Below are 26,395 nucleotides of genomic sequence, written 5' to 3' on the forward strand. Positions count from 1 at the left end.
ATTGCCCGCTGCCCGCGGCGCAGGACTAATCGGAGGGTCCGGGCTTGGCGGAAGGCCCCTTGCCTCCGTCGCTGTCGACCGCAGGTTGCGTGGCAAGGAACGCTTCTACCGCGGCGCCGAGTTCATCGGCGTCTGGAAGCTCTTCGTTGTCCTTAACCAGCAGGGACCGTCGCTCTTCGTGCCCGGCGTATTCGTCGTAGCGCTCTTCGAGGTGGCCGACGACGCGCTGGACCTCGGCGGAGTCCTGTACCTGCCGGTCAATCTGCCCCTCGATGTCGCGCCCGTTCTCGCGCAGCCGGTCGGTCGGCAGCATCAGCGAGGTAGCGGCGCCAACATACTCCAAGGCGGCGACGGCGGCAGGCGGGTACTGCGCGTCGGCCAGGTAGTGCGGCACATGGATGGAATAGCCGACGACGTCCCGGCCGGCCTCGGCCAGCCTCACTTCCAGCAGCGGGCCGATGCCCGCCTGCAATTCCGCCTGCGGCTTCCAGGTGGTGATGCCGTTAATGAGATCCTGCCGCGAGCCGTGCACAGTGACGCCAATCGGCCGGGTGTGCGGCACCGGCATCGGCAACGACTGGACCCACGCGACCAAACGCGTCTGGAGCCGGTTCGCCAGCCAGACGACAGCACCGGAAAAACGGTCCCACTGGTAGTCGGGTTCCGGGCCGGTCAACAACAAGAACGGCGTGCCGAGCCCGTCAACCAGCCGGTAGAGCTCGATGGCAGGTGCTTCGTAGTCAGTGAAGTGATCCCCCGCGAACGTGATTTTGGGCCGCCTGCTGCGGTAGTCCACCAGCTGGTCGGCGTCGAAGGCAGCAACCAGCTGGGCATCGAGCTCATCGAGCAATTCGTCGCTGATCTGCTCCACCACGTGACCTGCTTCGGCTGCCCCGGTGAACCCCATGATGAGGTCAAGCCCGCGCAGCGCGGGTGAATCGAACAACTCGGCGTTGGTCGACACCAGCGACCGTGGATCCAACAATGTTCCCTCCTCCTCCGGCATCATCTTCCCTGCCGTGCGTGGCCCTCTGTCATGTTCAGCGCCCGGACGCGCGGAAAAATTCCGCGGCTGCGGACCGCGGCAGGGCGTGCGAAACAGCGCATCTGAGCGGGAGAGACTACGATCGACAGGTGCAGGCCCTGGTTCCGGCGAATGCCCGGTTGGGTTTTTTCTGCTGGAACTACTGTAAACACAACGGTATGCAACCGGTGAGCGACGGCCACACCCGTTCCGCGCTGGCCGGCTGAAGGAGAAGTTAGGACAGATCTGCGTGATCCCCACGACCGAGCTGAAGCTCAGCGCCATTGCCAAGGATGTCAAAAAAGCCAAGTCCGATGCCCTCGTCATCGCGGTCGGGCAGGGCAGCAACGGCCCGGTCCTGCTGGAGAATCCGTTATCAGCCAAGTCCGCCCAGGCCCTGGCGGATACCCTGCCGCTGCTCGGCGTCACGGGCGCCGCCGACGAGGTCCACCGGCTGCCGGGTCTGCCGGAGTCCGGCACCGACGTGCTGGTGTTGGCCGGCGTCGGGAAGCTGCTGCCCGGCAATGCTGTGACCATCGAGACCCTGCGCCGTGCGGCCGGCTCGGCGGTGCGCCAATTGGCCGGGGTCCAGTCCGTGGCCTTGGGCTTGCCGGCGGCAACGGTGGCCGAAGCCGCGGCTGTGGCCGAAGGCGCGGCGCTCGGCGCCTATGCCTTCAACGAACATCGCAGCCGCGAAAACGGTGGCCGCAGCCCGGTCGCCGAAGCCACGGTGCTCACGCCCGTTGCAGGCGACAAAGAACTGGCCAAGGCGCTCAAACGGGCCGCCGTGCTGGGCCGCGCGGTCAATGCGACGCGCTCCCTGGTCAATCAGCCGCCGAGCCACCTCTACCCTGCGTCGTTCGCCGAGGCCGCAGCGCAGATGGCCAAGGGCCTGCCGGTCAAAGTCACCGTGTTGGACGAGGACAAGCTGGAGAAGGACGGCTACGGCGGCCTGACCGGCGTCGGCAAGGGATCGACCCGGCCACCGCGGTTGGTCAAGGTGGAATATGCCCCGGTCCGGGCCAAGGCGAAACTCGCCTTCGTCGGCAAGGGCATCACCTTCGACTCCGGCGGCCTGTCGCTCAAGCCAGCCGCCGGCATGATGACCATGAAGTGCGACATGGCGGGTGCCGCCGTCGTTCTGAACGCCGTTTTGGCCATCGCTGAGTTGGGATTGCCGGTCAAGGCCACCGCGTGGCTTTGCCTGGCGGAAAACATGCCCTCCGGCACCGCGTCCCGCCCCTCCGACGTATTAACCATGTATGGCGGCAAGACGGTGGAAGTGCTCAACACCGACGCCGAAGGCCGGCTGGTGATGGCGGACGGGTTGGCTGCGGCCAGCGAGGAACATCCGGACGTGTTGCTGGACGTCGCCACCTTGACCGGCGCGCAGATGGTGGCGTTGGGAAGCCGGGTGGGCGCCGTCATGGGCGAAGAACCGGTGCGGGATGCGGTGAAGGCTGCCGCGGATCGGGCGGGGGAACTGTTCTGGCCGATGCCGCTGCCGGAGGAACTGCGCTCCGGGTTGGATTCCCAGGTGGCAGACCTCTCGAATATGGGCGACAAGTACGGCGGCATGCTGACCGCCGCGATCTTCCTGCGTGAGTTCGTGGGCGAGACCGCCGGTGTGCGCATCCCGTGGGCGCACTTGGACATCGCCGGCCCGGCCTTCAACGAAGGGGCGCCGCATGGCTACACCCCTAAGGAGGGCACCGGCGTCGCAGTCCGCACCCTGGTGGCCTACGCCGAGGATGTGGTTGCCCGCAGCGCCTAAGGCACGTATGCCTGCCCACCTTCCGACGTGAGTCCGCCCACAATCCGCCCACTTGGTGCTGTCACCAAGTAGATGATGGTATGCGGGACCGCTAAGGTGAGACCCAAACCAACTTCGATCTCAACCCCAATCAACTCATCGACGTGTCACCACACGTTGCGAACACGCGAGGGAGCGTTCACGTGGCCGATTCGGCAACAGCGCAAGAATTCGACATCCTGGTCCTCGGCGCCGGCAGCGGCGGTTATGCCGCGGCCCTGCGCGCCGTCCAGCTGGGATTCAGCGTCGGCCTGGTGGAGAAGGCCAAGCTCGGCGGCACCTGCCTGCACAACGGCTGCATCCCCACCAAGGCCCTGCTGCATTCGGCCGAGCTGGCCGACCACGCCAAGGACGCCTCCAAGTACGGCGTGAACTTGAGCATGGACTCGATCGACATGGCTGCCGTCAACGCTTACAAGGACGGCATTATCGCGGGCAAGTTCAAGGGCCTCACCGGCCTGATCAAGTCCAAGGGCATCACCGTCATCGAGGGTGAAGGCAAGCTCGTCGGCACGGACACCGTTGAGGTCGACGGCACCGCCTACAAGGGCAAGAACATCGTGCTGGCCACCGGCTCCTACTCGAAGACGCTCCCCGGCCTCGAAATCGGCGGCAAGGTCATCACGTCCGACCACGCCCTGCAGATGGACACCCTGCCCAAGAGCGCTGTGATCCTTGGCGGCGGCGTAATCGGCGTCGAGTTCGCCTCCGTCTGGAAGTCCTTCGGTGTGGACGTCACCATCGTCGAGGGCCTGCCCTCGCTGGTCCCGAACGAGGACCCGGCCATCATCAAGCAGCTGGAGCGCGCGTTCAAGAAGCGCGGCATCAAGTTCAACACCGGCGTGTTCTTCGACAAGGTCGAGCAGAATGACGACGGCGTCGTGGTCACCCTGGCCGACGGCAAGACTTTCGAGGCAGACCTGCTGCTGGTTGCAGTAGGCCGCGGGCCGAGCACTGCCGGACTGGGCTTCGAGGAAGCCGGCATCACCGTTGACCGCGGGTTCGTGATCACCAACGAGCGCCTGCACACCGGTGTCGGCAACATCTACGCCGTCGGCGACATCGTGCCGGGCGTCCAACTGGCCCACCGCGGATTCCAGCAGGGCATCTTCGTGGCGGAGGAAATCGCCGGCAACAAGCCGGCCGTGATCGAGGACATCAACGTCCCGAAGGTCACCTACTGCGATCCGGAGATCGCCTCCGTCGGCCTGAACCAGCCGCAGGCCGAAGAGAAGTATGGCAAGGACAACGTGGAGACGGTCGAGTACAACCTGGCCGGCAACGGCAAGAGCTCCATCCTGGGCACCAGCGGCATCATCAAGATGGTACGCGAGAAGGACGGCCCCATCGTGGGCATGCACATGATCGGCGGCCGCATCGGCGAGCAGATCGGCGAAGCACAGCTGATCGTCAGCTGGGAAGCGTACCCGGAGGATGTTGCATCCCTCCTCCACGCGCACCCGACCCAGAACGAGGCGCTCGGTGAAGCCGCCATGGCCCTGGCCGGCCGTCCGCTGCACGGATAACAAGCTTTCCCCTAGTGCACCCGCCCCCACCGGGCGGGTGCACTAGGCTCAAAAGTAAGACTCGATGTACCGGCCAGGCCGGAAAATAGACTCAAAGGAGAACGGGGACGACATGTCTGAAACCGTGAACTTGCCCGCCCTCGGTGAAAGCGTCACCGAAGGCACTGTGACCCGCTGGCTGAAGCAAGTCGGCGACCGGGTGGAAGTCGACGAACCGCTGCTCGAGGTTTCCACCGACAAGGTCGACACGGAAATCCCCTCTCCCGTAGCCGGTGTGGTTGAAGAGATTCTGGTGGCCGAGGATGAGACCGCCGACGTCGGAGCCCCGCTGGTGCGCATCGGTGACGGTTCCGATTCCGGCCAGGCTGCCGAAGAGGCTCCCGCCGAGGAAGCCCCGGCAGAAGAGCCGCAGCAGGAGGCCGCTGCAGCGCAGCAGGAAGAGCCCCAGCAGGAAGCCCCGCAGCAGGAAGCCCCGGAGGCTCCGGCCGCCGGGTCCGGCGAAGGCACCGAGGTCACTCTTCCGGCCCTGGGCGAAAGCGTCACCGAAGGCACGGTCACCCGCTGGCTGAAGCAGGTCGGCGACACGGTCGAGGTCGATGAGCCGCTGCTCGAGGTCTCCACCGACAAGGTCGACACCGAGATCCCGTCCCCCGTCGCCGGCACAATCCAGGAGATCAAGGTCGCCGAGGACGAGACCGCCGAGGTCGGTTCCGTCCTGGCCATCATCGGCACCGGTGCCGGTCCCGCGAAGGCGGAGCCGAAGGAAGCCGAGCCGGTGGCCGCCGCGCCGGCCCAGGACCGCGAGGCTCCGGTGGAGGAGCCCGCCAAGGCCGAAGAGCCCGCCGCGGAAGCGCCGAAGCCCGAAGCGCCTAAGGCCGAGGCGCCTGCTGCAGAAGCACCGCAGGCAGCGCCTGCCCCAGCCGAAGCGTCCGCAGCTTCCGACTCCGGCTATGTCACTCCGCTGGTCCGCAAGCTGGCCAACCAGCACAAGGTGGACCTGTCCACTGTCAAGGGCACCGGCGTGGGCGGACGCATTCGCAAGCAGGACGTGCTGGAAGCAGCCGAATCCGCGAAGGCGGCGGCTCCGTCGGCCCCGGCGGCCACCGCAGGAGCTCCCGCCCAGGCAGCAGCCTCAACCAAGCGCGGCACCGTGGAGAAGGCTCCGCGGATCCGCCAGGTCATTGCCCGCCGGATGCGCGAATCGCTCGACGCTTCCACGCAGCTCACCCAGGTCCATGAGATCGACATGACCAAGGTGGCCAAGCTCCGCGAACGCGCCAAAAAGTCGTTCCAGGAACAGAACGGCGTCAAGCTGACCTTCCTGCCCTTCATCGCCAAGGCTGTGGCGGAGGCACTCAAGCAGCATCCGAAGCTGAACGCGGAGTACGACGAGGAAAAGCAGGAGATCACGTACCACAACGCCGAGCACCTGGCGATTGCGGTGGACACCGACAAGGGCCTGCTGGTACCGGTCATCAATGACGCAGGCAACCTCAACCTTGCCGGTCTGGCGGGGAAGATCGCCGACCTGGCGGCCCGTACCCGGAGCAACAAGATCGGTCCGGACGAGCTCTCCGGCGGCACGTTCTCCATCACCAACATTGGCAGCGTCGGGGCACTGTTCGACACCCCGATCATCAACCAGCCGCAGGTGGGTATCCTCGGGACCGGCAGCATCGTCAAGCGGCCGATGGTGGTGCAGGATGAGAACGGCGACGACTCGATCGCGATCCGTTCGATGATGTACCTCTCGCTGACCTACGACCACCGTTTGGTCGACGGCGCGGATGCCGGGCGTTTCCTGCAGACGCTGCGGGCACGTCTGGAAGCCGGGCAGTTCGAGGCAGACCTGGGTCTCTAACCAACCGTTCCGCACGACGCACGAATCGGCGGCGGGCTGCGTTCACTCTTGGACGCAGCCCGCCGCTGTTTTTCATCTCGTTTCGGCGATGCTACTACAACAGGTAGAAAAATCCGGCGTGCCGCGGCATGCCGCGGATTGGAGCCCCGGGCCGGCCGCTAAGCTGGGCCTATGGTGATCCTTTACAACATCTTTGTCTTCCTGCACATCGTCGGTGCAGCCATGATTGTCGGCATCTGGATCGGCAACATGAAAAAGCCCACCGTCCACCCGCGCCAGTTCGACGGCGCTGCCCTGCAGGTCATCACGGGCGTCATCATGATGGGCCTGATACCGGCCATGGACCTGGACGCGAACTACACCAAATTGGGCATCAAGCTGGTCATCGCGCTTGTCGTCCTCGTCCTCGCGTTCATTGGCCGCCGCAAGTACAAGGCCGGCGAACCGATTTCTGCCGGTTTGGCCCATTCCGTCGGCGGTCTGGCGCTCCTCAACGTTGCCATCGCGACCTTGTGGAACTAACCCCCTAAAGCATTTGCCACTGCGGCCGGCCCCGGACTTGGGGCCGGCCGCAGTGGCTTAACCGGGTGCCACCGGACAGGCCCCGCCAACTCCCCTAGTATGAAAAGGACGGTGCCGGCCGCGTGCGGCCGGCACCGGCATGGAACTCATCCGAGATCGACCAAGGAGGACACATGGCTACAACCCGTTCTGCCAGCACCGAATGGAAGGGCGACCTGTTCGGCGGCAGCGGCCAGACCACATTCGAAACGTCTGGAATCGGCACCTACGAGGTCACCTGGAAGGCGCGTGCGGAGCAGGCCGAAGGAAAGACCAGCCCCGAAGAGCTGTTGGCTGCCGCCCACGCCACCTGCTACTCGATGCAGTTCAGCAACATGCTCAAGGAACACGGCACCACCGCGGAGAGCATCACCACCTCCGCGGCGGTGGACTTCGTCCCGGGAACCGGCATCACCGAGATCCGCCTGACCGTCAACGCCACCGTGCCCGGCATCAGCGAAGAGGACTTCCAGCGCCTGGCCACCGGCGCCAAGGAGAACTGTCCGGTGTCCGGCGCCCTGGCCTCGGTGCCAAGCATCACGCTTGATGCCACCCTGGCCAGCTAGGCCCGAACACGACAGAAAAACCCCGGCGCATCCTGGATGCGTCGGGGTTTTTCTGTTGAGGTTGGCTGCAACCCGGCGAAGGTCAGCGCACGTCCTGTGGCCGCGGCGGCAGCGGTCCGGGGCGCAGCACGGGGTAACCGGCGCGGGCCGGTGGCTGGTCGGTCGGCAGTTCGCCCAGCATCTCTTTCAGGATCCCCACCCCGTGCTCCAGCTGCGGGTCCTCCCCCGCACCGTAGGCGTGCGGCGGGAACGGCACCTCGATGTCCGGTTCCACGCCGTAGTTCTCCACGCCCCAGCCCACGCCCTGCGTGAACCAGAAGGCATACCGCGGCTGCGTCACCCCGGTGCCGTCGGCCAGCGCAAACTTTGCGTCAATGCCCACCACGCCGCCCCAGGTCCGCGTCCCGACCACGGGGCCGATGCCGCGCAGTTTGCTCACCTGGGTGATGATGTCGCCGTCGGAGCCGGCATATTCATCGGTGAGGACGACGACGGGGCCCCGCGGGGCATGGGCGGGATACGTGCCCGGCTGCTCGCCCCGCGCGAGGCTCCAGGCGTTGACTTTGCGGCCGATCAGTTCGGCCACCAACTGCGAGGTATGACCGCCGCGGTTGCGCCGGACATCGATGATGAGGGCGTCCTTGGCTGTCTCAACGTCCAAGTCACGGTGCAGTTGGGCCCAGCCGCGGGCCACCATGTCCGGGATGTGCAGGTAGCCGAAGCGCCCGTTCGAGGCGTCACGGACGTTGCGGCGGTTACCGGCGACCCAGTTTTGGTAGCGAAGCCGCTCCTCGTCCCGGATCGGGATCACAGCAATCCGCCGCTGCAGGCCGGCTTCCGGGCTGCCGGTTCCGTTGACGATGGTCAGTTCGACCGTCTTGCCGGCGGCGCCCACCAGCAGCGGCGCCGGCCCGGCGAGCGGGTCCACCGGGATGCCGTCGACGGCCGCGATCACGTCGCCCGGCTGGACGGCTGCGCCCGGGGCGGTCAGCGGAGACAGCGCCAGCGGATCCGATGATTCCCCGGCCAGGATCTTCTGCACGGCCCAGCCGGCGTCGGTCCTCACCAGGTCGGCCCCCAGCAGTCCCTGCTTGCCGGCTCCCTGCTCGGTGACCGGTGCGGGTGTGACGTAGGCATGCGACGTGCCCAGTTCACCGTGCAGCTCCCAGAGCAGGTCGACCAGGTCGTCGTGGGAACCGAGCCGTTCCACCAGCGGCCGGTAGCGGTCGTAGACGCCCTGCCAGTCCAAACCCGCCATGTCCTCGGCCCAGTAGAAGTCGCGCTGCAGCCGCCAGGCCTCGTCGAAGGCCTGGCCCCAGACCTTGACCGGCTCCAGCGTGAGCCGGATCCGGCTCAGGTCCACCTGCACGCTCTCCGGCGAGTCGTCGTCGACCTTTCCGGTGGCGGGCACGGCCCTGACCTTCGACTTGTGCACGTACACCAGCCGCTTGCGGTCCTGCGACACTTCGTAGGCATCCAGTGCCGGCACCAGCACGGAAACCTCGCGGCGGGACAGGTCGAACCGCTCCAGCCGCTGGGACTGCTCTGCATCCTCCGCCGAAGCACGTCCTTCTCCCGTGACGCCGGCGGGATCAGTGGCAAGCCATAGCAGGGCACCGTCCACCGCGGTGAGGCGTGTATAGCGGCCTTGCTGGACCGGGACCGGGATGATCCGCTCAGCCAGACGTTCCGCATCGACGGCGATCTCCGCGGCGGCCGGCGTGGTCTCGCCGCCGTCCGCCGAGCCGTCTTCCTTCTCCCCTGCCGGCGGCGCATCCGGCAAGGTGCCGTGCACCGAGGGCCCGAACGGAGAGGGAGTGGCGGCGGCCAGGGCCACCAGGAACGGCTTGGTTGATGCCGGGAAACCCAAATCGAAACTGTGGGTCGAATAGACCGGGTCGAAGCTTCGCTCCGAGAGGAAGGCGGCGAACTTGCCGTCCGGGGTGAACGCCGGCCCGTGGTCGCGGAAGCGTCCGTCGGTCACGTCGATGATGTCGCCGGTGCCGTCCGCCCGGACCAGCCGCAGACGCGTCCGGGTGCCCTCCGCCGTCACCGGCTCGGCCCACAGGATCCAGCGCGAATCGGGTGAAAAGGTCAGCTCATTGACTGCCCCGTGGTCGGTGCCCGCGAGCCGGCGCAGCTCCCCGCTCTCCGCGTTCAGGACCAGCAGCTGTCCGTACTCGGTGGCCACCGCTGCCAACGTCCCGTCCGGGCTGGCGGCGAGCGCGCTCACCCGGTCCGGTCCGGGCAGTTCCACTCGGCGCAACTGCTGCGGGGCCAGTGCTGCGGCCGAACGTGCCTCCGCTTCCTGCACGCCCGCTGCGTTGCCGCTCTGCTTTCCGCCCGAACGCACCTCCACAATGGGTTGGGATTGGGTCGGATTGACGACGGCGGAGGCCGAGACCGGGCGCGGCAAGCCGACCGGCTCCGGTTCAGCAGGTGCCGCACCGGCTTCTGCCGGGGCAGGCACGTCGAGGTGCGGGAGCTGTTCGAAAACCTGGCGGAGGTAGAGGGCCTCTTCGCCCCCGTGGTCGGCAACATAGACTACCCGCGAGTCTCCCAGCGGCCGCGCCAGCCGAGCCCTGACGCCCGGCGTCGACTCCACGACGCGCGAAGGACCGTCCCGGTGGGTCAGCCAGTGCACTGTTCCGTGTGCCTCGATGACCGAGGCGGTTCCCTTCGGATTCGGCACGGCCGACGCCAGGTGCTGTGCCACGTTAAGCGGGCGGCCGCGGCGGCTGGTCGAGGCCGAGCCCAACGTGATGTGAAGCCGGCGCGGTTCCGCCGCCAGGGAATCGAGCAGCCACAGCTCCCCGGCGGACTCGAAGACCACCCGGGTGCCGTCGGTGGAAGCGTGGCGGACGTAGAACCCGGCATGATCCGTGTGCCGGCGCAGGTTTGTACCGTCCGGCCGCACCGAATACAGGTTGCCGTGGCCTTCATGGTCGCTGAGGAAGGCTACTCGGTCTCCGATCCACATCGGATCGGCCAGGTTCCCGTCCAGTTCAGCGGCGAGGCGCTCGAATTCGCCGCCTCCATCACGGTCAATCCACAGTTTCCCGGCCGTGCCGCCACGGTACCGCTTCCACCAGGCCGGTTCACGCGAGAGCACGCTGCCGACCACCACGGGGCGCTCGTCCCCAAGCTCCGGCCCGAACGCGACGGAGTCGACAGGGCCATACGGGAGCACCCGGGCGCCGGAACCGTCCAGCGGCACGGCGTAGGCCCAGGTGTGGCGCGATTCCTCGCGCTGGAACGAGCTGGTGGCCAAGGCTTCGCCCTGGGGTGTGAATCCTTTGACCCTCGTGGAGGCATGTCCCCAGTAAGTCAGCTGGCGGAAGCCGCCGCCGTCGACCGAGGCCGTCACCACCTCGGGCGCGCTGGCCTGCACCACGCCCCAGACCAGACTCTTCCCGTCCGGCGAAAACCTGGGGTTCCTGGCCGGCAATTGCAGTGATGAAACCCGCCACGCCCTGCCCCCGGCAAGGGGTCCCACCCACACATCGTCCTCGGCGACGAACGTGACGAGATCGGCGTGCACGTGCGGGTAGCGGAAGTAGCTGGATGAAGTCATGCCTCGATCTTAGTCACCGCCGGCAGCGGCCCTTCGGTCATCGCAGCGGCGGCGTTTCATGGACCGCCCGGATCAGCCAACCCGTGTCCTGCCGCACCAGTTCCAGCTGGATCCGCTGCACGCTTGGTGTGGAACGCTCCTCCACCACGCTGCCGTCGGCCGCTAACTGGCGGAACGGCGGGGTGATGACCGTCGCAGCCACCGTGGCCGCTTCCGATTCCCCCACGACTTCCGCCGCCGCGTCTAGGTCCTCCACCCTGGTCTCAAAGTCCGCCAGCCAATCGCCGGAGTCGGTCAGCGCCGCGATGATGTCCTGGTCGGTTTCCATCACTGCGGTTCCGGGGACATTGACCCGGTTGAGCAGTGCGGTGTCCCTGGTTCGCAAGGCTTCGGTACGCAACCAAGCCAGGGCGGGCACGGCGGCCGCCGCGTCCTCGCCCTGCAGCGCCTGTTCAAGGTCCGCCGGCATGGTCCGTGCTTTCGGCGGTTCTGCCGGCCGCTGTTCACGCTGCGCCCCGGCAACCTGTTGCGCGGGCTGCCCGCGGCCGGTTACCTGGACCGCCTCCTGGGCACGCTGCGGAGCAACGGTGAAGGAATGCCCTGCTGCGACGGCCAGGCCCACGGCTCCGGCCACGGCCGCCAGCGCGAGTGCTGCCTTGCCCCGCCTGGCGCGTGGAGGGGCGACGACGGTTCCGGCGGGCGCCCGCTGTTGCCGGCTGCCCCTGCGGCGGTCCCGCGCCCACTGTTGCATCCCGGACCGTGCGCGGTCCTTGGTGCGGGGGCGGGCTCGGGCCAACGGTGCCGGCAGCGTTCCGGCCAGGCGCCGCCTTCCTGCTGTTTCGCGCCGGGTCAGCAGTTGGCTGGCCACCGAAGGATGTGCCGACGCCGTCAGGTCCAGCGCCTCGGGGCGTGCGGTCCTGATCACCCGCCGGGCGAACTCCGCCGCCGACGGACGCTCGTCCGCGCGCTCTGCCAGTCCTTCCTCCAGGAGGGCGACCAGGTCCTCCGGCACATCAGGAACCAGCGCGCCCATCGGCGGGCGGTGCGCAGTGGCTCCGGGCACCCGGCCGGTGAGGGCGAACCAGCCGATGGCTGCCAGTGCATAAACGTCCGCTTCCGGGTCCAGCGCCCCCTCGGCCGTATCTCTGGCCGGTGACCTGAACCCGGGCGTTCCCGCCGCACGCAGGCGCACGCTGCCCACCGATCGCGCTATCCCCAGATCGGCCAGCAGCGGTTTGCCGACCGCCGTGAACAGCACGTTGCCGGGCGACACGTCGCCGTGGACCACGCCGGTGCCGTGCAGGTAGTCGAGGGCTTGGGCCACCGGAGTCAGTATGGTGACCGTTTCGCCCACTGCCAGGGGGCCGCGGGCAGCGACGAGTGCTGCCAGCGATCCGCCGGCAGCATATTCCAGCAGCAGCCCCGGACCCCGGTCCGTCGCCACCTGGCCATGCGTTTGCAGCAGATGCTCATGATGCCCGCCCGCCAACAAGACCGATTCGCGGTCCGCCGCCGCGACCGCTGCCTCCCCCTGTTGCCTGCTCACCACCGCCCAAGGCGCCGGTTTGCCGGCGTCGGCACCCGTCCCCTGCCGTGCCGCGCGACGCGTCAAAGGCGGTGCACCGGCGTCGTCGCGGTTGGCAGTGGGAGGCGGGTCAGACAACACCTTCAGGGCATACTCGGTACCCGTGGCCGTTTCCCGGACCAGCCACACCGAGGCCGATGCGCCGCTGCCGAGCCACCGCTGCACGATGAAACCCGGCGCCGCCGGACGCGGCGGTTCCTGCCCGGCGGGGGTCGCGCCATCTGTCCGCTCGTCGTCGCCCATCCATTACTTCTACTCGCTTTGGCCACAGCGCGCAGGAGTTATCCACAATCAGCTCCGTTACACAAATAGAAGTGCCGGGCGTCGAAGCGTAGGCTTGCGGAATGGCTCTTGAGTTTTCGCGGGTAGGATTCGCCCCTGACTACGTCGATTATGAAGCAGGCTGGGCGCTGCAACGCCGGCTGCACGCCGAAGTGGTGGCGGGTTCCGCTCCCAGCACGGTGCTGTTGCTTGAACACAGCCCGGTCTACACGGCCGGAAAACGGACCGAAGAACACGAACGGCCGCTGGACGGCACCCCGGTGGTCAGCGTGGACCGCGGCGGCAAGCTGACCTGGCACGGCCCCGGCCAGCTGGTGGGCTATCCGATCGTGGCCCTGCCCGATCCCACCAAGGTGGCCGACTACGTCAATATCCTTGAGCAGGTACTGATCAACGTGCTCGCCGATTACGGTGTGGCCGGCACCCGGATAGAAGGCCGGTCCGGTGTGTGGATCGACGCCGACGAACGCGGCCCTGCCCGCAAAATTGCCGCCATCGGCATCCGGGTCAACCACCGGGTGACCATGCACGGCTTCGCACTCAACTGCCGGAACGATCTGGCCCCTTACAGCCAAATCATTGCCTGCGGTATCACCGATGCCGGCACCACCACCATCCAGGCCGAAACCGGGCTGGACGTTGCTCCGGCCGACATCGCCGACCGGGTGGAGGCAGAACTTCGCTCGTATGAATCTTCCTTGGTCAAGGCCGGCACCCCCGGACCTGCCGACACCGACACCGACCCTGGCCACCGCCAGACCGAAGGAGCCCTGCTGTGACCCTCGCCCCCGAAGGACGCCGCCTGCTGCGCGTCGAGGCCCGCAACGCCGCGACCCCCGTGGAGCGCAAGCCGGACTGGATCAAAGCCAAGGTCAACATGGGACCCGAGTACGTGGCCATGAAGAACCTGGTCAAGAAGGAAGGGCTGCACACGGTCTGCGAAGAAGCCGGCTGCCCCAACATCTTCGAGTGCTGGGAAGACCGCGAAGCGACCTTCTTGATCGGCGGATCGGAATGCACCCGGCGCTGCGACTTCTGCCAGATCCACACCGGCAAGCCGTCGCCGGTCGACATCCTGGAGCCCACCAAGGTGGCCCAGTCGGTTCAGCAGATGAACCTGCGCTACGCCACCGTCACCGGCGTGGCCCGCGACGACCTGGCCGACGAGGGTGTGTGGCTCTATGCCGAGACCATCCGGAAGATCCACGAGCTCAACCCGGGCACCGGCGTCGAAATCCTGATTCCGGACTTCTCCGGCAAGCCCGAACACATCACCGCGATCTGCGAAGCCAAGCCGGAGGTGTTCGCGCACAACGTGGAAACCGTGCCGCGGATCTTCAAGCGCATTCGGCCGGCCTTCCGCTATGAGCGTTCGCTGGACGTCATCACCCAGGGCCGCGACCACGGCATGGTGACCAAGTCCAACCTGATCCTGGGCATGGGCGAAACCCGCGAGGAGATCTCCGAGGCGCTGCGCGACCTGCACGCGGCGGGGTGCGATCTGATCACCATCACCCAGTACCTGCGCCCGACCGAACGGCACCACCCGGTGGAGCGCTGGGTCAAGCCCGAGGAATTCGTCGAGTTGAGCCAGGAGGCCGAGGAGATCGGTTTCCTGGGTGTGATGAGCGGACCTTTGGTGCGCTCGTCCTACCGGGCGAGCCGCCTCTGGGCCACCGCCATGCGCAAAAAAGGCCTGGAGCTTCCGCCCGAGCTGGCCCACATTGGCGAATCCGGCAGCACCCGCCAGGAAGCTGCCACGCTGATCGCCGCCCGTTAACTGAACCGGCCGGAACGACGGTCCGGAGCCGCCAGGCTGCCGGGCCGTTGCCGTGTCCGGAGGCCGGGCGCAAGCGACCCGTCCGTCACGATAGAATTGGACATTATGGCCAACCGCACCGATTCCGACGCCCCGAAACGGGGTCTCTTCTCACGCAAGCCCAAGGCTGAGAAGCCGTCCAAAGCCAACAAGCAGCCCGGCCGGCTGAAGCAGATCGGCCAGGTCTTCCAGATGACCCGGCGCAACGACCCGAACGTTGTCTGGTTCATGCTGCTGGCCTTCCTCGGCATCGTCGCCGTGGGCCTGGCCGTCGGCCTGCTGATCAACAACTGGGTCACGCTGCTGATCATCTCCATCCCGCTGGGCCTGCTGGCTGCCACCTTCATCCTGTCGCGCCGCGCCGAACGGGCGGCGTTCTCGCAGATCGAGGGCCAGCCCGGTGCTTCCGGGGCGGCGCTGAGCGTACTGCGCCGCGGCTGGATCCTGCAGGACCAGCCGGTGGCCGTGAATCCGCGGACCCAGGACGCGGTGTTCCGCGCCGTGGGCCGGCCCGGCATTGTGCTGGTCACCGAGGGCCCCTCGCACCGCGTGCGCCAGTTGGTCGAATCGGAGCGGCGCCGGATGCGCCGGATCCTGCCCAACGTCAAGATCCACGTGATCGAGACCGGCCGCGGCGAGGGCCAGGTGGAGCTGAGCAAGGTGGCCAAGACCGTGCAGAAGCTCAAGAAGGAACTGACCAAGCAGGAAGTCAGCGCCGTCGACAAGCGGCTGCAAGCCTTGGGCAGCAGCAAGCTGCCGATCCCAAAGGGTGTGGACCCGTTCAAGGCCCGCCCGGACCGCAAGGCGATGCGCGGACGCTGATCCTGGATACATGTGAGGGGCTGCCGGTAGTAAACCGGCAGCCCCTCACCTATGTTCGGAGTCTGAAGTTGTGCGGGTTGCGGGCCGCCTCAGCGGCGGATCAGGATGGTGCCCATGGCCCGGTCGTGGAGGCCGCGCTGGTCGGCGTCGAAAATTGCCGCCGGAATCACCAGGCACAAGAGCACGGTGCGGACCACGGCGGCCAGCAAACCGGGGGCGGAACCGTCGAGTTTACGCACCTGGATGCCGAGCAGCCGGTGGCCGATGCTGTAACCCAGGGTGCCGACCAGCAGCAACTGCTCGACGGCGAACACGCCCAGGATGGCCAGCTGGCCGCCGCCCAGGAACGCGTTGGCGATCGCGTAACAAAGCAGCCAGTCAATCAGCAGTGCCACGATCCGGCGGCCGGGACGGGCTATCGAGCCGCTGCCGGATTGGGGTAGCCCCAGCCGCTGGCCGGGCCACTGCTGCATGTTGGATTGCGGAGGTCCTTCAAGCCAGGAACCAAGGTCGCGTCTACTTACCACCCCTCAAGTTTACCGGCATCCATGACGCCGTCTCCCCCGGGATTTCGGGCTTGGGGCGCCTGCTGGCCCAGCGGCAAGACAGCTGCCGGTAAACTTGCCGTGCACATCGATTTAAGTAACCTGCCCGAAACAATTGCGACACTGACGGGAAATTCCCTGCTTCTACTGTTGTAACTGTTGCCGGCCCCGTGCTGCGGAGGCAGGTTCCCCCAGAATGCGTAAGGAGCATGACCCCGATGTTCAAGAATGCGGACGAGGTCCTCAAATACATCGCCGACGAAGACGTCAAGTTCGTCGATATCCGTTTCACCGACCTGCCCGGCGTCCAGCAGCACTTCAATGTGCCGGCGAAAACCGTCGACGCCGACTTCTTCGTGAACGGGCAGCTCTTCGACGGCTCCTCGATCCGCGGTTTCCAGGGCATCGCCGAATCCGACATGCAGCTGATCCCGGATGTCACCACCGCATTCATCGATCCGTTCCGGGTGGAGAAGACGCTTGCGCTGAACTTCTCCATCGTGAACCCGCGTACCGGTGATCCGTACCACCGCGACCCCCGCGGCGTGTCCGAGCGGGCCGAGGCGTACCTGGCTTCCACCGGCATTGCCGACACCGCGTTCTTCGCCCCAGAAGCCGAATTCTTCATTTTCGACGACGTTCGGTACCAGTCCAGCCCGGAACACTCCTTCTACAGGGTGGACTCCATTGAGGCGCACTGGAACTCCGGCAAGAGGGAAGAAGGCGGCAACCAGGGCTACAAGACTCCGGTCAAGGGTGGCTACTTCCCGGTAGCGCCCACGGACAAGCAGGCCGACCTGCGCGACGCGATCTGCGTGGAGCTGGACGCCGTCGGCCTCGAGGTCGAACGCTCCCACCACGAGGTTGGCGCCCCGGGCCAGGCGGAGATCAACTACAAGTTCAGCACCATGACGCACGCCGCCGACGACCTGCTGAAGTTCAAGTACATCGTCAAGAACGTGGCCGACGCTTGGGGCAAGTCCGCCACCTTCATGCCCAAGCCCGTCTTCGGCGACAACGGCTCCGGCATGCACTGCCACCAGTCGCTGTGGACCGGCGGACAGCCGCTGTTCTACGACGAGAAGGGCTACGCCGGCCTGTCGGACACGGCCCGCTGGTACATCGGCGGCCTGCTCAAGCACGCTTCCGCAGTGCTCGCGTTCACCAACCCGACCGTGAACTCCTACCGCCGGCTGGTCAAGGGCTTCGAGGCTCCGGTGAACATGGTCTACTCGCAGGGCAACCGCTCGGCCGGCATCCGCATCCCGATCACCGGTTCCAACCCCAAGGCCAAGCGCATCGAGTTCCGTGCTCCGGACCCCAGCTCGAACCCGTACCTGGCCTTCGCCGCCCAGCTGATGGCGGGCCTGGACGGGATCAAGAACCGCATTGAGCCGGCAGACCCGATCGATAAGGACCTGTACGAGCTGCCCGCCGAAGAAGCCAAGGACATCCAGAAGGCTCCGGGCTCGCTGGAGGAAGCGCTCGAAGCACTGGAGGCGGACAACGAGTTCCTGCAGGCCGGCGGTGTCTTCACCCAGGACCTGATCGACACCTGGATTGCTTACAAGCGCGAAGAGGAAATCCTGCCGCTGGCCGCCCGCCCGAACCCCTACGAGTTCGAGCTGTACTACGGCTGCTAGTTCCAGCCCGCGGTAGGTGTGCTGCTGCTCCGGCGGCCGCACCAACTACTCGAAGCGGCCCACTACTGCCCTCAGGCAGCTGGTGGGCCGCTTTCGCGCGTCAACAGCTAGCGGCCTAACGCCCTGCGGATGATTGCCACAGCACCAACAAACAACAGTGCGGTGACAGTCAGCACGAACGAATAGGCGAAGCCGATCCGGAGTATCACCAGGAGCACCAGAAACAAGACCACCGCTACGATGAGCATGCTCCGCACCGGACGGGGTGTGCGGCCGCTGAGTGTGGATTCTTCGTGTCCACCCATAGCCACATTTTGCCACGCCCGCAGCACCACGTCCTGTCTCCGGCCGGCTCGTCCGCATCCGTCACGTCGGGATGAGGCTGCCCGGCGCCGTGCGGCCAGCCCAGGCGTTCGAAGGGCCTAGAGGCGCGTTTCGGTGACCGCCGTCAGCAGGAACACCGAGTCCTCGGACGCTTCCACCGAGTGCCGCTCCTGCGGGATCACGGCCAGCTGGTTCTGGTTGACCGCCATCCGGCCGGACGCGGAGACCACAGTCACCGATCCTTCAAGGACCAGCAACGTGCCGGCCAGCGGAGCATTGTGCTCCCCCAGTTCGGCGCCGGCTCTTAGGGCCAGCACGGTTTGGCGCAGCGGACCGTCCTGCGCCACCAAGGCTGCGCTGCGTCCGTGCGGCGCTCCGACCGCCACCGCCAGGTGTTCGCGTCCAAGCACATCGATGTCGGTCATCTGGGCGTCTCCTTCGCTCGGGTTTGGCATCAGCCTAACCCGGCCCCCTGCCGGCAGCCATCACAGCATAGGAGCATAGCTGCTCCGCCGTCTTAGGCAGGTTTGGGGTTACGCTGACCCTACCCGCGGGGTTCTAGGTAGCGGCTGCAGCCGACGGAATGGCGCGCACGCGTTTCGACCAAACGGTGCCAGCCTAGCTAGCTCTGTCCCATTTAGAGGGACCGACCCGTCCCATAAGCCAATCCGCTACCGCGACAGAGATGAGGGAGAAGTCATTCAACTTCTTCCATAGCCCGAGGCGCGGGTGCGTTTCAGCTCCACGGGCACAAGACCGTCTCCTTTGAGCATCCGCAATCCGACCTGTCACCGGCCCTCACGATGGCCATAGAACTGTCTCTTGGCACTTACTTCTTGTGCCTATCGGCTGGAACCGTCTTCATTGTCTTCATACCGATACTCATGACGGAGCTTCTGGATCTCTCGTTTGGCGAAGAACCCGAAAGACACAGCTAAAACACCCGCCTCGATCCCGTACAACAGGAGGCGGGCTTTTCCGTCTGCCAGCGCCACATAGAGGAGAATTAGAGCAAGACCCGCAAGGACGACAACTTGTAGTGGCCACCAGATCGTGCCGCGCCTGACCGTCGGATGTACCCATTCCTTCACACCAGACACCCGTTCATACCAAGGGTAAGCATTAGATTTTGATGGCTCATGGTGCACGGTAATGAAGCGGGGTTGGATCGACCTCAGGGCGCTCCCGGCTGTGCCACATCGAACGTCCTATGGGCTCGGTGCTGTCCTGGGTCCTCCGCCTCATTCCGGCCAAGCTGAGGCTGAAACGCCTTCGCAGACGTGCAACTTGCCGGTAGCCTGCCCTTTGACAAGGGACAAGGGGACGCAAACATGAATCCGAGCCTGAAGGTGCGAGCCGCCATCCTCCTGCCCGCCATCGTCATCGTGCTGGGTATGGGTGTTCTCGCATTCGCGCAACCGGATCTGCTCGGGCCTCTGACCAGAACCATGCCATTTGTCTGCATGGTAGCCCTGGGGCCGGCAATGGTCCTTGCTCGGTTAGAGGGACACAAGAGCGTTCAGTCAGAGGCGCACGTCGACAAGCTGAGGAAAGTTCTACGCGCGATTCTGGTGGCCGACGCGATCTTCATCCTTGGGATGGCGGTTCTGGCATTCCTCCAGCCGCCGGAGGTTGCCGCCCTGATCATTGTTATCACCGTGATGGTAACAATCGTCGTGATCTTGACCGCTCTGGTTCTCGACCGCCGGGCACAGCGTGAAGCGGACTTCGTGCACCGAACGAATGCGCTTTAAATTCGGGCGACTTGGTGAACACGCCGATTTCGGCCCTCGCTCCGCTCCGACTTAGCGATATCTCAGTCATTGCAGCTGTCCGGTGGATTCCCTTAAGGATCTGCTGGCAGCAAAGATGGAACCAAGAATAGCGTTCTGTGATCCGGATAAATCCCCCGCTCGGACATTGCGCTCACGGAAGCGTACGGGGGCACCCAATGGGAAGAAAGACGTAGCTCCTTAAAACCGGCGGCGCCCGGAAGACTTACGGTGCTTTGCCGGCCTGTACCCATGCGGTACTTTCTTCGTTCCGCGGTTCCATACAACCCAAAGCCCATGGGTCCCCAAGAGCATGGGATGGACCAGCGAGGCGGACTCGCCGGCCGTGACAACCAAAAGGTAGAGAAAACCGGCCCAACACAGGACCACCAGATAGACCCCGACGACAGGGTGCCTCTTCTGAAGTCCGGGTTGTGCATACGGTTCTTGACGAAGGTTCCCTGGACAGACATGAGTTCTCCCCTTGCTGGAGCGTAGGACAGGTGCGCACACCACAGCACGAATTCGCCGCTCCATCGATACCCGAGTAGAGATATCTATCGAGTGCGAGCAAGGGTACGGATAACAGGTTGACGAAAGGCGGCTATTGTTTCTGCATGGCTCGCACAGCTAGGCGATGGCAAGACAATTCCTTGGCACTTGCTGCACTAGGGCTGGCCGCCATCATCGCGTTGCTTAACTCGTGGTTTATGTCCTGGCGCTGGTTTCTCCTCGCCCTCCAGATAGCTCTACTGGTAGCTGGCATCTTTTACCTCGGGCGATATGTTCTCGGCCAACGTGACGATTACTGGAGAGAAAGGGGAAAGGACCCTAAGCATCCGGAGCGCTGAGGGTGGTGGGGCCCCCTGCGCGCCCGTCTCTATCCGCCCCTACATGACAGCGATGGAAGCGTACGGGTATCCACGGCGGCGGCGGTGCCTCCTCTAGTGGGCTGGCACCGCCGTCGGGCGGTTCAGAGCGCGGGCCGGCGGATCAGGTGCCGTAACCGTAGAAGTAGCGTTCAAAAATGGCCCGGGCACGCCGGGTCAGGCGCAGATAGTCTTCCTCGATGGCCGCCGCGTTCCCCGGCTCGTACCCGCACCAGCGAGCCACGGCTTCCAAGTCCCGCCGCGAAGCGGGCAGCGTGTCGGAATTCTTGCCGGCCCAGATGACATTGGCCGAGCGGATCCGGGTAGCCAGGCTCCAGCTGCGGCCCAGCGTTGCGGCGTCGTCTTCGGGGAGCAGCCCGGCGGCGGCGATGGCGGCCAGTGCCTCCAAGGTGTTGGTGGTGCGCAACTCCGGACGCTCGTGCGCGTGCTGCAGTTGCAGCAGTTGGACCAGCCATTCCACGTCGCTCAGTCCCCCGCGGCCCAGCTTCAGCTGCCGGGCCGGATCGGCGCCGCGCGGCAGCCGCTCGGATTCCACCCGCGCCTTGATCCGGCGGATCTCGCGGACCTGATCGCTGCTGAGGTCCGCCGGGTAGCGGATCGGATCGACCAGCGCAGTGAAGTCCTCGCCGAGGGCGTCGTCTCCAGCCATGGGGCGGGCGCGCAGCAAGGCCTGGGCCTCCCAGACCAGCGACCAGCGCTGGTAATACTCGCGGTACGAGTCCAGCGACCGCACCAACGGGCCGTTCTTTCCTTCCGGGCGCAGCGCCGCATCCACCTCCAGCACCCGTTCGGCCAGCACCGGCGGAGTACAGGGCTGCTTCAGCAGCGAAGAAATCCGGGCCACGATGCGCTCCGCCTGCTGCTGGGCCTGGGCGGGATCCGCACCCGGCAGGGGCCGGTGCACGTACATTACGTCCGCATCCGAGCCGTAGCTGATCTCGCGCCCGCCCTGGCGGCCCATGGCTACCACCAGCAGCGCGGTCAGCCGTTCCTCCGTCTCCAGCACGGAGGTTTCCGCCACATGCAGTCCGCCAAGCACCGCGGCCCGGTCGGCGTCGGCCAGGGCCGCGCCCACCTGGCTCTGCTCCAGCAGCCCGGATGAGTCCGCGAGCGCGATGCGCAGCGTCTCCCGGCGGCGGATCAGCCGGATCAGCCGGATAGCCTCTTCCGGCACCGGATGGCGGGACATCTTGGACTGGATCTCCTGCCACTGCGCGTCGAAAGGCAGCGGCACCAGATCCTTGTCGGTGCCCAGCCACGCCGTCGATTCCGGCGAAACCTCCAGCAAGTCGGTGATGAAGCGGCTGCTGGAGAGCACATGGCACAGCCGTTCGGCGGCCGAGCTGGAGTCGCGCAGCATGCCCAGGTACCAGTGCGAGTCGCCCAGCCGTTCGCTCAACCGCCGGAAGCCCAGCAGGCCGGCGTCGGGGTCCACCCCGGACGCGATCCATTCCAGCAGTACCGGCAGCAGCTGGCGCTGCAGCGATGCCTTCCGGCTGACTCCGCCGGTCAGCGCCTCGATGTGGCGCATGGCGCCGCGCGGATCCTGGTAGCCCAGGGCTGCCAGCCGTCCCTGGGCGGCCTCTGGGCTGAGCCGCACCTCGTCCAGGCTCAGGTTGGATGCGGCGGCCAGCAGCGGCCGGTAGAAGATTTGCTCATGCAGCGCCCGCACCCGGCGCTTGGTCTGCTGCCACTTCTCCATCAGCTCTGCCGGCGCCGGGCGACGTTCCAGCAGCGCACCCTGCGCGGCCTTGGCCAGCACCCGCTGCGCCTGCTCGGCGTCGGGCATCAGGTGGGTCCGGCGCAAATGCACCAGTTGGACACGGTGTTCCAGGACCCGCAGGAACCGGTACGCCTCGTCGAACTCGCGGGCGTCCGTCCGGGAAATGTAGCCGGCCACGCTCAACGCTTCGATGGCCGAGGTGGTGTCGCGCTGGCGGATGGATTCGTCAACCCGGGCATGAACCAGCTGGAGCAATTGGACGGTGAACTCGACGTCGCGGAGCCCGCCGCGCCCCAGCTTGATCTGCCGGCCGCGCTCGTGGGCCGGGATGTTCTCCGTGACCCGGCGGCGCATGGATTGCACCGATTCCACAAAGCCTTCGCGCTCCGATGAGGACCAGACCAGCGGTGAGATCGCTTCCTCGTACCGGCGGCCCAGCTCGGCATCTCCCGCCACCGCCCGGGCCTTCAGCAACGCCTGGAACTCCCAGCTCTGGGCCCAACGCCGGTAGTACGACAGATGCGAATCCAGGGTCCGCACCAGCGGCCCGTCTTTGCCCTCCGGCCGCAGATTCGCGTCGACCTCCCAGAGACCGGGCTCCGGCCCGGGTGACGAAATGGCCCGGGCCGTTCCGGTGGCCAGCGCCGAGCCAATGGCAGCGGCAACGCCGTCGTCGAGCCCTTCGCCCTCGACCACGTAGACAACATCGACGTCGGAAATGTAATTCAGCTCGCCGGCGCCGCACTTGCCCATGCCGATGATGGCCAGCTTCACTGCCGCAACGTCCTCGGCACCATAGCGTTCCGCCGCCTCGGCCCGGGCCACCGCCAACCCGGCTTCCAGCGCTGCCGCGGCCAGGTCGGCCAGTTCCCGGCCGACCGCCGGCATGAAGTCGACCGGTGAAGCTGCGCAGAGGTCGCGGATGGCGAGTTCTGCCAAGTGCCGGCGGTACGTGCTCCGCAGCCCCATGTAGGCGTCCTTGCCGGACAAGGCAGCGACCGGTTGATCGGACAGCGGATCTGCCCCGACAGCCTGCAGCATCGCACTGCGCAGCCGGGACGCCGGCACATTCCCGGGCTCCGGGCCGATATGCGTGTCCAAGACGTCCAAGTGCTCCGGCCGCCGGAGCAGGAATTCACCCAGGGCTTCCGAGGCCCCGAGCAGCCGGAACAGGGCTTCGCTGCCGTCCCCACCGGTGTTGATGACGTCGACCAGGGACGGGTTCTTCTCCAGCAGCCGGACCAGGGAGACCAGCGCCTGGTCCGGGTCGGCGCTGACTGCGAAGCCCGCGTCCAGTCGTTCCTGGCTGACGCCGGACAGTTCCGAGGCCTGCAGGAAACGGGTGCTGCGCTCCAGATCGTGGAACCCTCGGGCGATCAGGCGCCGGTTGGTGAGCACTGGCGGTCCTAGAGGATTCCGATGTTGCGCTTCAGCTCGTGCGGGGTGACCTGCAGCCGGTAGTCGTGCCATTCGGCCCGCTTGTTCCGCAGGAAGATTTCGTAGACCTGCTCGCCCAGGATGCCGGCCACCAGCTCCGACTCTTCCATCGCCCGGATGGCGTCGTGCAGGCTGGACGGCAGCGGGTCCAGCCCCATGGCGCGCCGCTCGGCAGTGCTCAGGCTCCAGACGTCGTCCTCTGCCGCCGGCGGCAGCTCGTAGCCTTCCTCGATCCCCTTCAGGCCGGCCCCGAGCAGCACCGCGTAGGACAAGTACGGGTTGGCCGCCGAATCAATGCCGCGGTATTCGACGCGGGCGGACTGGCCCTTGTTCGGCTTGTACAGCGGCACCCGCAGCAGGGCGGAACGGTTGTTGTGGCCCCAGGAGATGTAGCTGGGTGCCTCTCCCCCGCCCCAGAGCCGTTTGTACGAGTTAACGAACTGGTTGGTGACGGCGGTGAACTCCGGAGCGTGGTGCAGGATCCCGGCCATGAACTGGCGGGCCGTCTTGGACAGCTGGAATTCGGCTCCGGCTTCGAAGAACGCGTTCGAGTCGCCTTCGAACAGTGAGAAGTGGGTGTGCATGCCGGAACCCGGATGGTCGGAGAAAGGCTTCGGCATGAAGGTGGCATAGATGCCCTCCATCAACGCCACTTCCTTGACCACCGTGCGGAAGGTCATGATGTTGTCCGCGGTCTGCAGGGCATCGGCGTAGCGGAGGTCGATTTCGTTCTGTCCGGGACCGTCTTCGTGATGGCTGAACTCCACCGAGATGCCCACGTTTTCCAGCATGGTCACGGCGGTGCGGCGGAAGTCCTGTGCCACGCCGCCGGGCACATGGTCAAAATAGCCGGCCCGGTCCACCGGCACCGGAATACCGTCCGGACCCAGTTCATCGGACTTGAGCAGATAGAACTCGATTTCCGGATGGGTATAGCAGGTGAAGCCCATCTCCGCCGCCTTGCTCAGCGTCCGCTTCAGCACGTTGCGCGGATCGGCGCTGGAGGGCTCGCCGTCGGGCGTGAGCACATCGCAGAACATCCGCGAGGTCTGCTCCGCCTCACCCCGCCAGGGCAGGATCTGGAACGTGGTGGGATCGGGCTGGACCAGCATGTCTGACTCGAAGACCCGGGCCAGGCCTTCGATCGATGAACCGTCGAAGCCGAGCCCCTCTTCGAACGCACCTTCCACCTCAGCAGGAGCCAGCGCCACGGACTTTAGCGACCCGACGATGTCCGTGAACCAGAGCCGGACAAACCGCACGTCGCGCTCTTCGATGGTACGGAGGACGAATTCCTGCTGACGGTCCATGGGCTGCCTTTCACTGTATCCGCAAGCGGTTTTCTGAATTGGCCTGTGAAGCCGCTTGCCAGAGCCTGCCTTGTACTTTCCCTTAGCCTACTGGCAGCACCGCGGAAGTTTCCGCCCAGGTAACGCATCCGCACACAAGTGGAGCAAGCAGAGGTCCGAGGATTAGGCTCTACCACATGCCCACTTCACAGCCTTCCGGCGCAGAGCAGCCGGCTCCCTACGGCACGCCCGCGGCGTCTTCGGCGTCGCGCCCGGCCCGCCGCACCCGCCTCCACCACCTGCAGCAGGCCAAGGACGAGGGCCGCCGCTTCGCGATGCTGACCGCCTACGACCAGTACACCGCGGAGATTTTTGATGCGGCCGGGATCGAGGTGCTGTTGATCGGCGACTCGGCGTCCAACAACGTGCTGGGCAATGAGACGTCACTGCCGATCACAGTGGACGAAATGCTGCCGCTCTGCCGGGCGGTCGCCCGTTCCGCCCGCAGTGCTTTCGTCGTTGCCGACCTGCCCTTCGGCAGCTATGAGGTCTCGCCGGCGCAGGCGGTGGAAACCGGTGTGCGCTTCCTGAAGGAAACGGGCGTGCACGCGGTGAAGATGGAAGGCGGCGCCTACTACGCGGACACAGTGCGGGCCTTGGTGCAGGCCGGTGTTCCGGTGATGGCACACATCGGCTTCACTCCGCAGAGCGAGCATGCGCTGGGTGGCTACCGGGTCCAGGGCCGCGGCGACGACGCCGGGCGGCTGGTTGAGGATGCGCTGGCGCTGGAAGCCGCCGGGGCTTTCGCCGTGCTGATGGAGATGGTCCCGGCCGAGGCGGCCGCCAAGGTGGACCAGGCCCTGCATGTTCCCACGATTGGGATCGGCGCCGGTCCGTCCACCACCGGCCAGGTTCTTGTCTGGCAGGACATGGTGGGTCTGCGCGGCGGCAAGATGGCCAAATTCGTCAAGCAGTATGCGGACGTGCGGAGCATTATTTCCGACGCCGCTGCCGCCTTCCGCTCGGACGTCCAGGACGGCACGTTCCCCGGCCCGGAGCACTCCTTCTAGCCGGGGGCCTAGCCGGGGGCGGGAACGTGGGCCGGCTGGATCAGTCCTCCTCCGCGTCCCACTCCTTGTTGCGCTGCTGCACCTTTTCCAACGCGTGTTCGGCTTCTTCGCGGGTCGCGTAGGGGCCGATCAGCTGCGTCCAGTCGGACTGCGCGCCCACTTCCACCTGGTGGGTGACGACGTTGTACCAAAAATCCGCCATGCCGGCCTCCTTAAGTTGACGGCGCCGCTGCAGCGTAGTTGCCCGCCGGCTTCGCACGCCCGGGCAC

21 protein-coding genes are annotated in these 26,395 nt (G+C 66.3%); 11 read left to right on the forward strand and 10 right to left on the reverse strand.

The window, feature by feature from the left end; translation table 11 throughout:
* Positions 1-25 precede the first annotated feature (25 nt).
* On the reverse strand, positions 26-1,009 hold the full coding sequence (locus tag AC5RWX_RS17170; protein ID WP_493940357.1) for a proteasome assembly chaperone family protein: 984 nt from the start codon (positions 1,007-1,009) through the stop codon (positions 26-28).
* A 265-nt stretch (positions 1,010-1,274) separates the two neighbouring features.
* Between AC5RWX_RS17170 and AC5RWX_RS17175 the strand changes: the two genes are divergently transcribed.
* The 5 genes from AC5RWX_RS17175 (at position 1,275) to AC5RWX_RS17195 (ending at position 7,351) form a co-directional block, all read left to right on the forward strand.
* Positions 1,275-2,798 (forward strand): leucyl aminopeptidase, encoded by a 1,524-nt coding sequence (locus AC5RWX_RS17175; RefSeq protein WP_493957891.1) that lies wholly within the window; start codon positions 1,275-1,277, stop codon positions 2,796-2,798.
* A gap of 182 nt (positions 2,799-2,980) precedes the next feature.
* Positions 2,981-4,363, forward strand: coding sequence for a dihydrolipoyl dehydrogenase (gene lpdA / locus AC5RWX_RS17180; protein ID WP_493957892.1), 1,383 nt, complete (start codon positions 2,981-2,983; stop codon positions 4,361-4,363).
* Between the two features lie 112 nt (positions 4,364-4,475).
* Complete coding sequence (gene sucB / locus AC5RWX_RS17185) at positions 4,476-6,224, forward strand: 2-oxoglutarate dehydrogenase, E2 component, dihydrolipoamide succinyltransferase (protein ID WP_493957893.1); 1,749 nt, start codon at positions 4,476-4,478, stop codon at positions 6,222-6,224.
* A 171-nt stretch (positions 6,225-6,395) separates the two neighbouring features.
* Entirely contained in the window at positions 6,396-6,746 is a 351-nt protein-coding gene (locus AC5RWX_RS17190) for a hypothetical protein (protein ID WP_493957894.1), read from the forward strand.
* A 173-nt stretch (positions 6,747-6,919) separates the two neighbouring features.
* Positions 6,920-7,351, forward strand: coding sequence for an OsmC family peroxiredoxin (locus AC5RWX_RS17195; RefSeq protein WP_493957895.1), 432 nt, complete (start codon positions 6,920-6,922; stop codon positions 7,349-7,351).
* A gap of 82 nt (positions 7,352-7,433) precedes the next feature.
* Here AC5RWX_RS17195 and AC5RWX_RS17200 read toward each other — a convergent pair whose 3' ends face one another.
* Together AC5RWX_RS17200 and AC5RWX_RS17205 are read right to left on the reverse strand one after the other, a co-directional pair.
* The gene (locus AC5RWX_RS17200; protein ID WP_493957896.1) at positions 7,434-10,925 is read right to left on the reverse strand and encodes a S41 family peptidase; all 3,492 of its coding nucleotides are present in this window, start codon (positions 10,923-10,925) and stop codon (positions 7,434-7,436) included.
* 37 nt (positions 10,926-10,962) lie between these two features.
* The gene (locus tag AC5RWX_RS17205; protein WP_493957897.1) at positions 10,963-12,753 is read right to left on the reverse strand and encodes a serine/threonine-protein kinase; all 1,791 of its coding nucleotides are present in this window, start codon (positions 12,751-12,753) and stop codon (positions 10,963-10,965) included.
* 101 nt (positions 12,754-12,854) lie between these two features.
* Between AC5RWX_RS17205 and lipB the strand changes: the two genes are divergently transcribed.
* The 3 genes from lipB to AC5RWX_RS17220 all read left to right on the forward strand — a co-directional run bounded on the left by lipB (position 12,855) and on the right by AC5RWX_RS17220 (position 15,433).
* Positions 12,855-13,571 carry a lipoyl(octanoyl) transferase LipB gene (gene lipB / locus AC5RWX_RS17210; protein ID WP_493957898.1) on the forward strand — a complete coding sequence of 239 codons (717 nt, stop codon included), beginning with the start codon at positions 12,855-12,857 and terminating at the stop codon, positions 13,569-13,571.
* Complete coding sequence (lipA, locus tag AC5RWX_RS17215; protein WP_493940348.1) at positions 13,568-14,572, forward strand: lipoyl synthase; 1,005 nt, start codon at positions 13,568-13,570, stop codon at positions 14,570-14,572. The genes lipB and lipA overlap by 4 nt, the downstream gene beginning before the upstream one ends.
* A 105-nt stretch (positions 14,573-14,677) precedes the next feature.
* Positions 14,678-15,433: a DUF4191 domain-containing protein gene (locus tag AC5RWX_RS17220; RefSeq protein WP_493940347.1), complete on the forward strand. Its 756-nt coding sequence runs from the start codon at positions 14,678-14,680 to the stop codon at positions 15,431-15,433.
* Positions 15,434-15,522: 89 nt separating this feature from the next.
* Here the strand turns inward: AC5RWX_RS17220 and AC5RWX_RS17225 are convergent, their stop codons facing one another.
* On the reverse strand, positions 15,523-15,960 hold the full coding sequence (locus AC5RWX_RS17225) for an RDD family protein (protein ID WP_493940346.1): 438 nt from the start codon (positions 15,958-15,960) through the stop codon (positions 15,523-15,525).
* Positions 15,961-16,196: 236 nt separating this feature from the next.
* Between AC5RWX_RS17225 and glnA the strand changes: the two genes are divergently transcribed.
* Positions 16,197-17,621: a type I glutamate--ammonia ligase gene (glnA, locus tag AC5RWX_RS17230; protein WP_493940345.1), complete on the forward strand. Its 1,425-nt coding sequence runs from the start codon at positions 16,197-16,199 to the stop codon at positions 17,619-17,621.
* Between the two features lie 107 nt (positions 17,622-17,728).
* Here glnA and AC5RWX_RS17235 read toward each other — a convergent pair whose 3' ends face one another.
* The 3 genes from AC5RWX_RS17235 to AC5RWX_RS17245 all read right to left on the reverse strand — a co-directional run bounded on the left by AC5RWX_RS17235 (position 17,729) and on the right by AC5RWX_RS17245 (position 19,036).
* Positions 17,729-17,926, reverse strand: a complete 198-nt coding sequence (locus AC5RWX_RS17235; protein WP_493942962.1) for a hypothetical protein — start codon at positions 17,924-17,926, stop codon at positions 17,729-17,731.
* A 117-nt stretch (positions 17,927-18,043) separates the two neighbouring features.
* Entirely contained in the window at positions 18,044-18,370 is a 327-nt protein-coding gene (locus tag AC5RWX_RS17240) for a cupin domain-containing protein (protein ID WP_493957899.1), read from the reverse strand.
* A 417-nt stretch (positions 18,371-18,787) separates the two neighbouring features.
* On the reverse strand, positions 18,788-19,036 hold the full coding sequence (locus tag AC5RWX_RS17245; RefSeq protein WP_493942426.1) for a hypothetical protein: 249 nt from the start codon (positions 19,034-19,036) through the stop codon (positions 18,788-18,790).
* 240 nt (positions 19,037-19,276) lie between these two features.
* Between AC5RWX_RS17245 and AC5RWX_RS17250 the strand changes: the two genes are divergently transcribed.
* Positions 19,277-19,699, forward strand: coding sequence for a hypothetical protein (locus AC5RWX_RS17250; protein WP_493942425.1), 423 nt, complete (start codon positions 19,277-19,279; stop codon positions 19,697-19,699).
* Positions 19,700-20,710: 1,011 nt separating this feature from the next.
* Here the strand turns inward: AC5RWX_RS17250 and AC5RWX_RS17255 are convergent.
* Together AC5RWX_RS17255 and AC5RWX_RS17260 are read right to left on the reverse strand one after the other, a co-directional pair.
* Positions 20,711-23,728 (reverse strand): bifunctional [glutamine synthetase] adenylyltransferase/[glutamine synthetase]-adenylyl-L-tyrosine phosphorylase, encoded by a 3,018-nt coding sequence (locus AC5RWX_RS17255; protein WP_493957900.1) that lies wholly within the window; start codon positions 23,726-23,728, stop codon positions 20,711-20,713.
* An 8-nt stretch (positions 23,729-23,736) separates the two neighbouring features.
* A complete protein-coding gene (locus AC5RWX_RS17260) occupies positions 23,737-25,077 on the reverse strand; it encodes a glutamine synthetase family protein (RefSeq protein ID WP_493940337.1) in 1,341 nt (446 codons plus the stop codon).
* 176 nt (positions 25,078-25,253) lie between these two features.
* Here AC5RWX_RS17260 and panB point away from each other — a divergent pair, with 176 nt between their 5' ends.
* On the forward strand, positions 25,254-26,126 hold the full coding sequence (gene panB, locus AC5RWX_RS17265; protein ID WP_493957901.1) for a 3-methyl-2-oxobutanoate hydroxymethyltransferase: 873 nt from the start codon (positions 25,254-25,256) through the stop codon (positions 26,124-26,126).
* Between the two features lie 40 nt (positions 26,127-26,166).
* Here panB and AC5RWX_RS17270 read toward each other — a convergent pair whose 3' ends face one another.
* Positions 26,167-26,361, reverse strand: coding sequence for an SPOR domain-containing protein (locus tag AC5RWX_RS17270; RefSeq protein ID WP_493940343.1), 195 nt, complete (start codon positions 26,359-26,361; stop codon positions 26,167-26,169).
* Positions 26,362-26,395: the final 34 nt, after the last annotated feature.

It is taken from the genome of Arthrobacter sp. SPT-J7 (assembly GCF_059089965.1).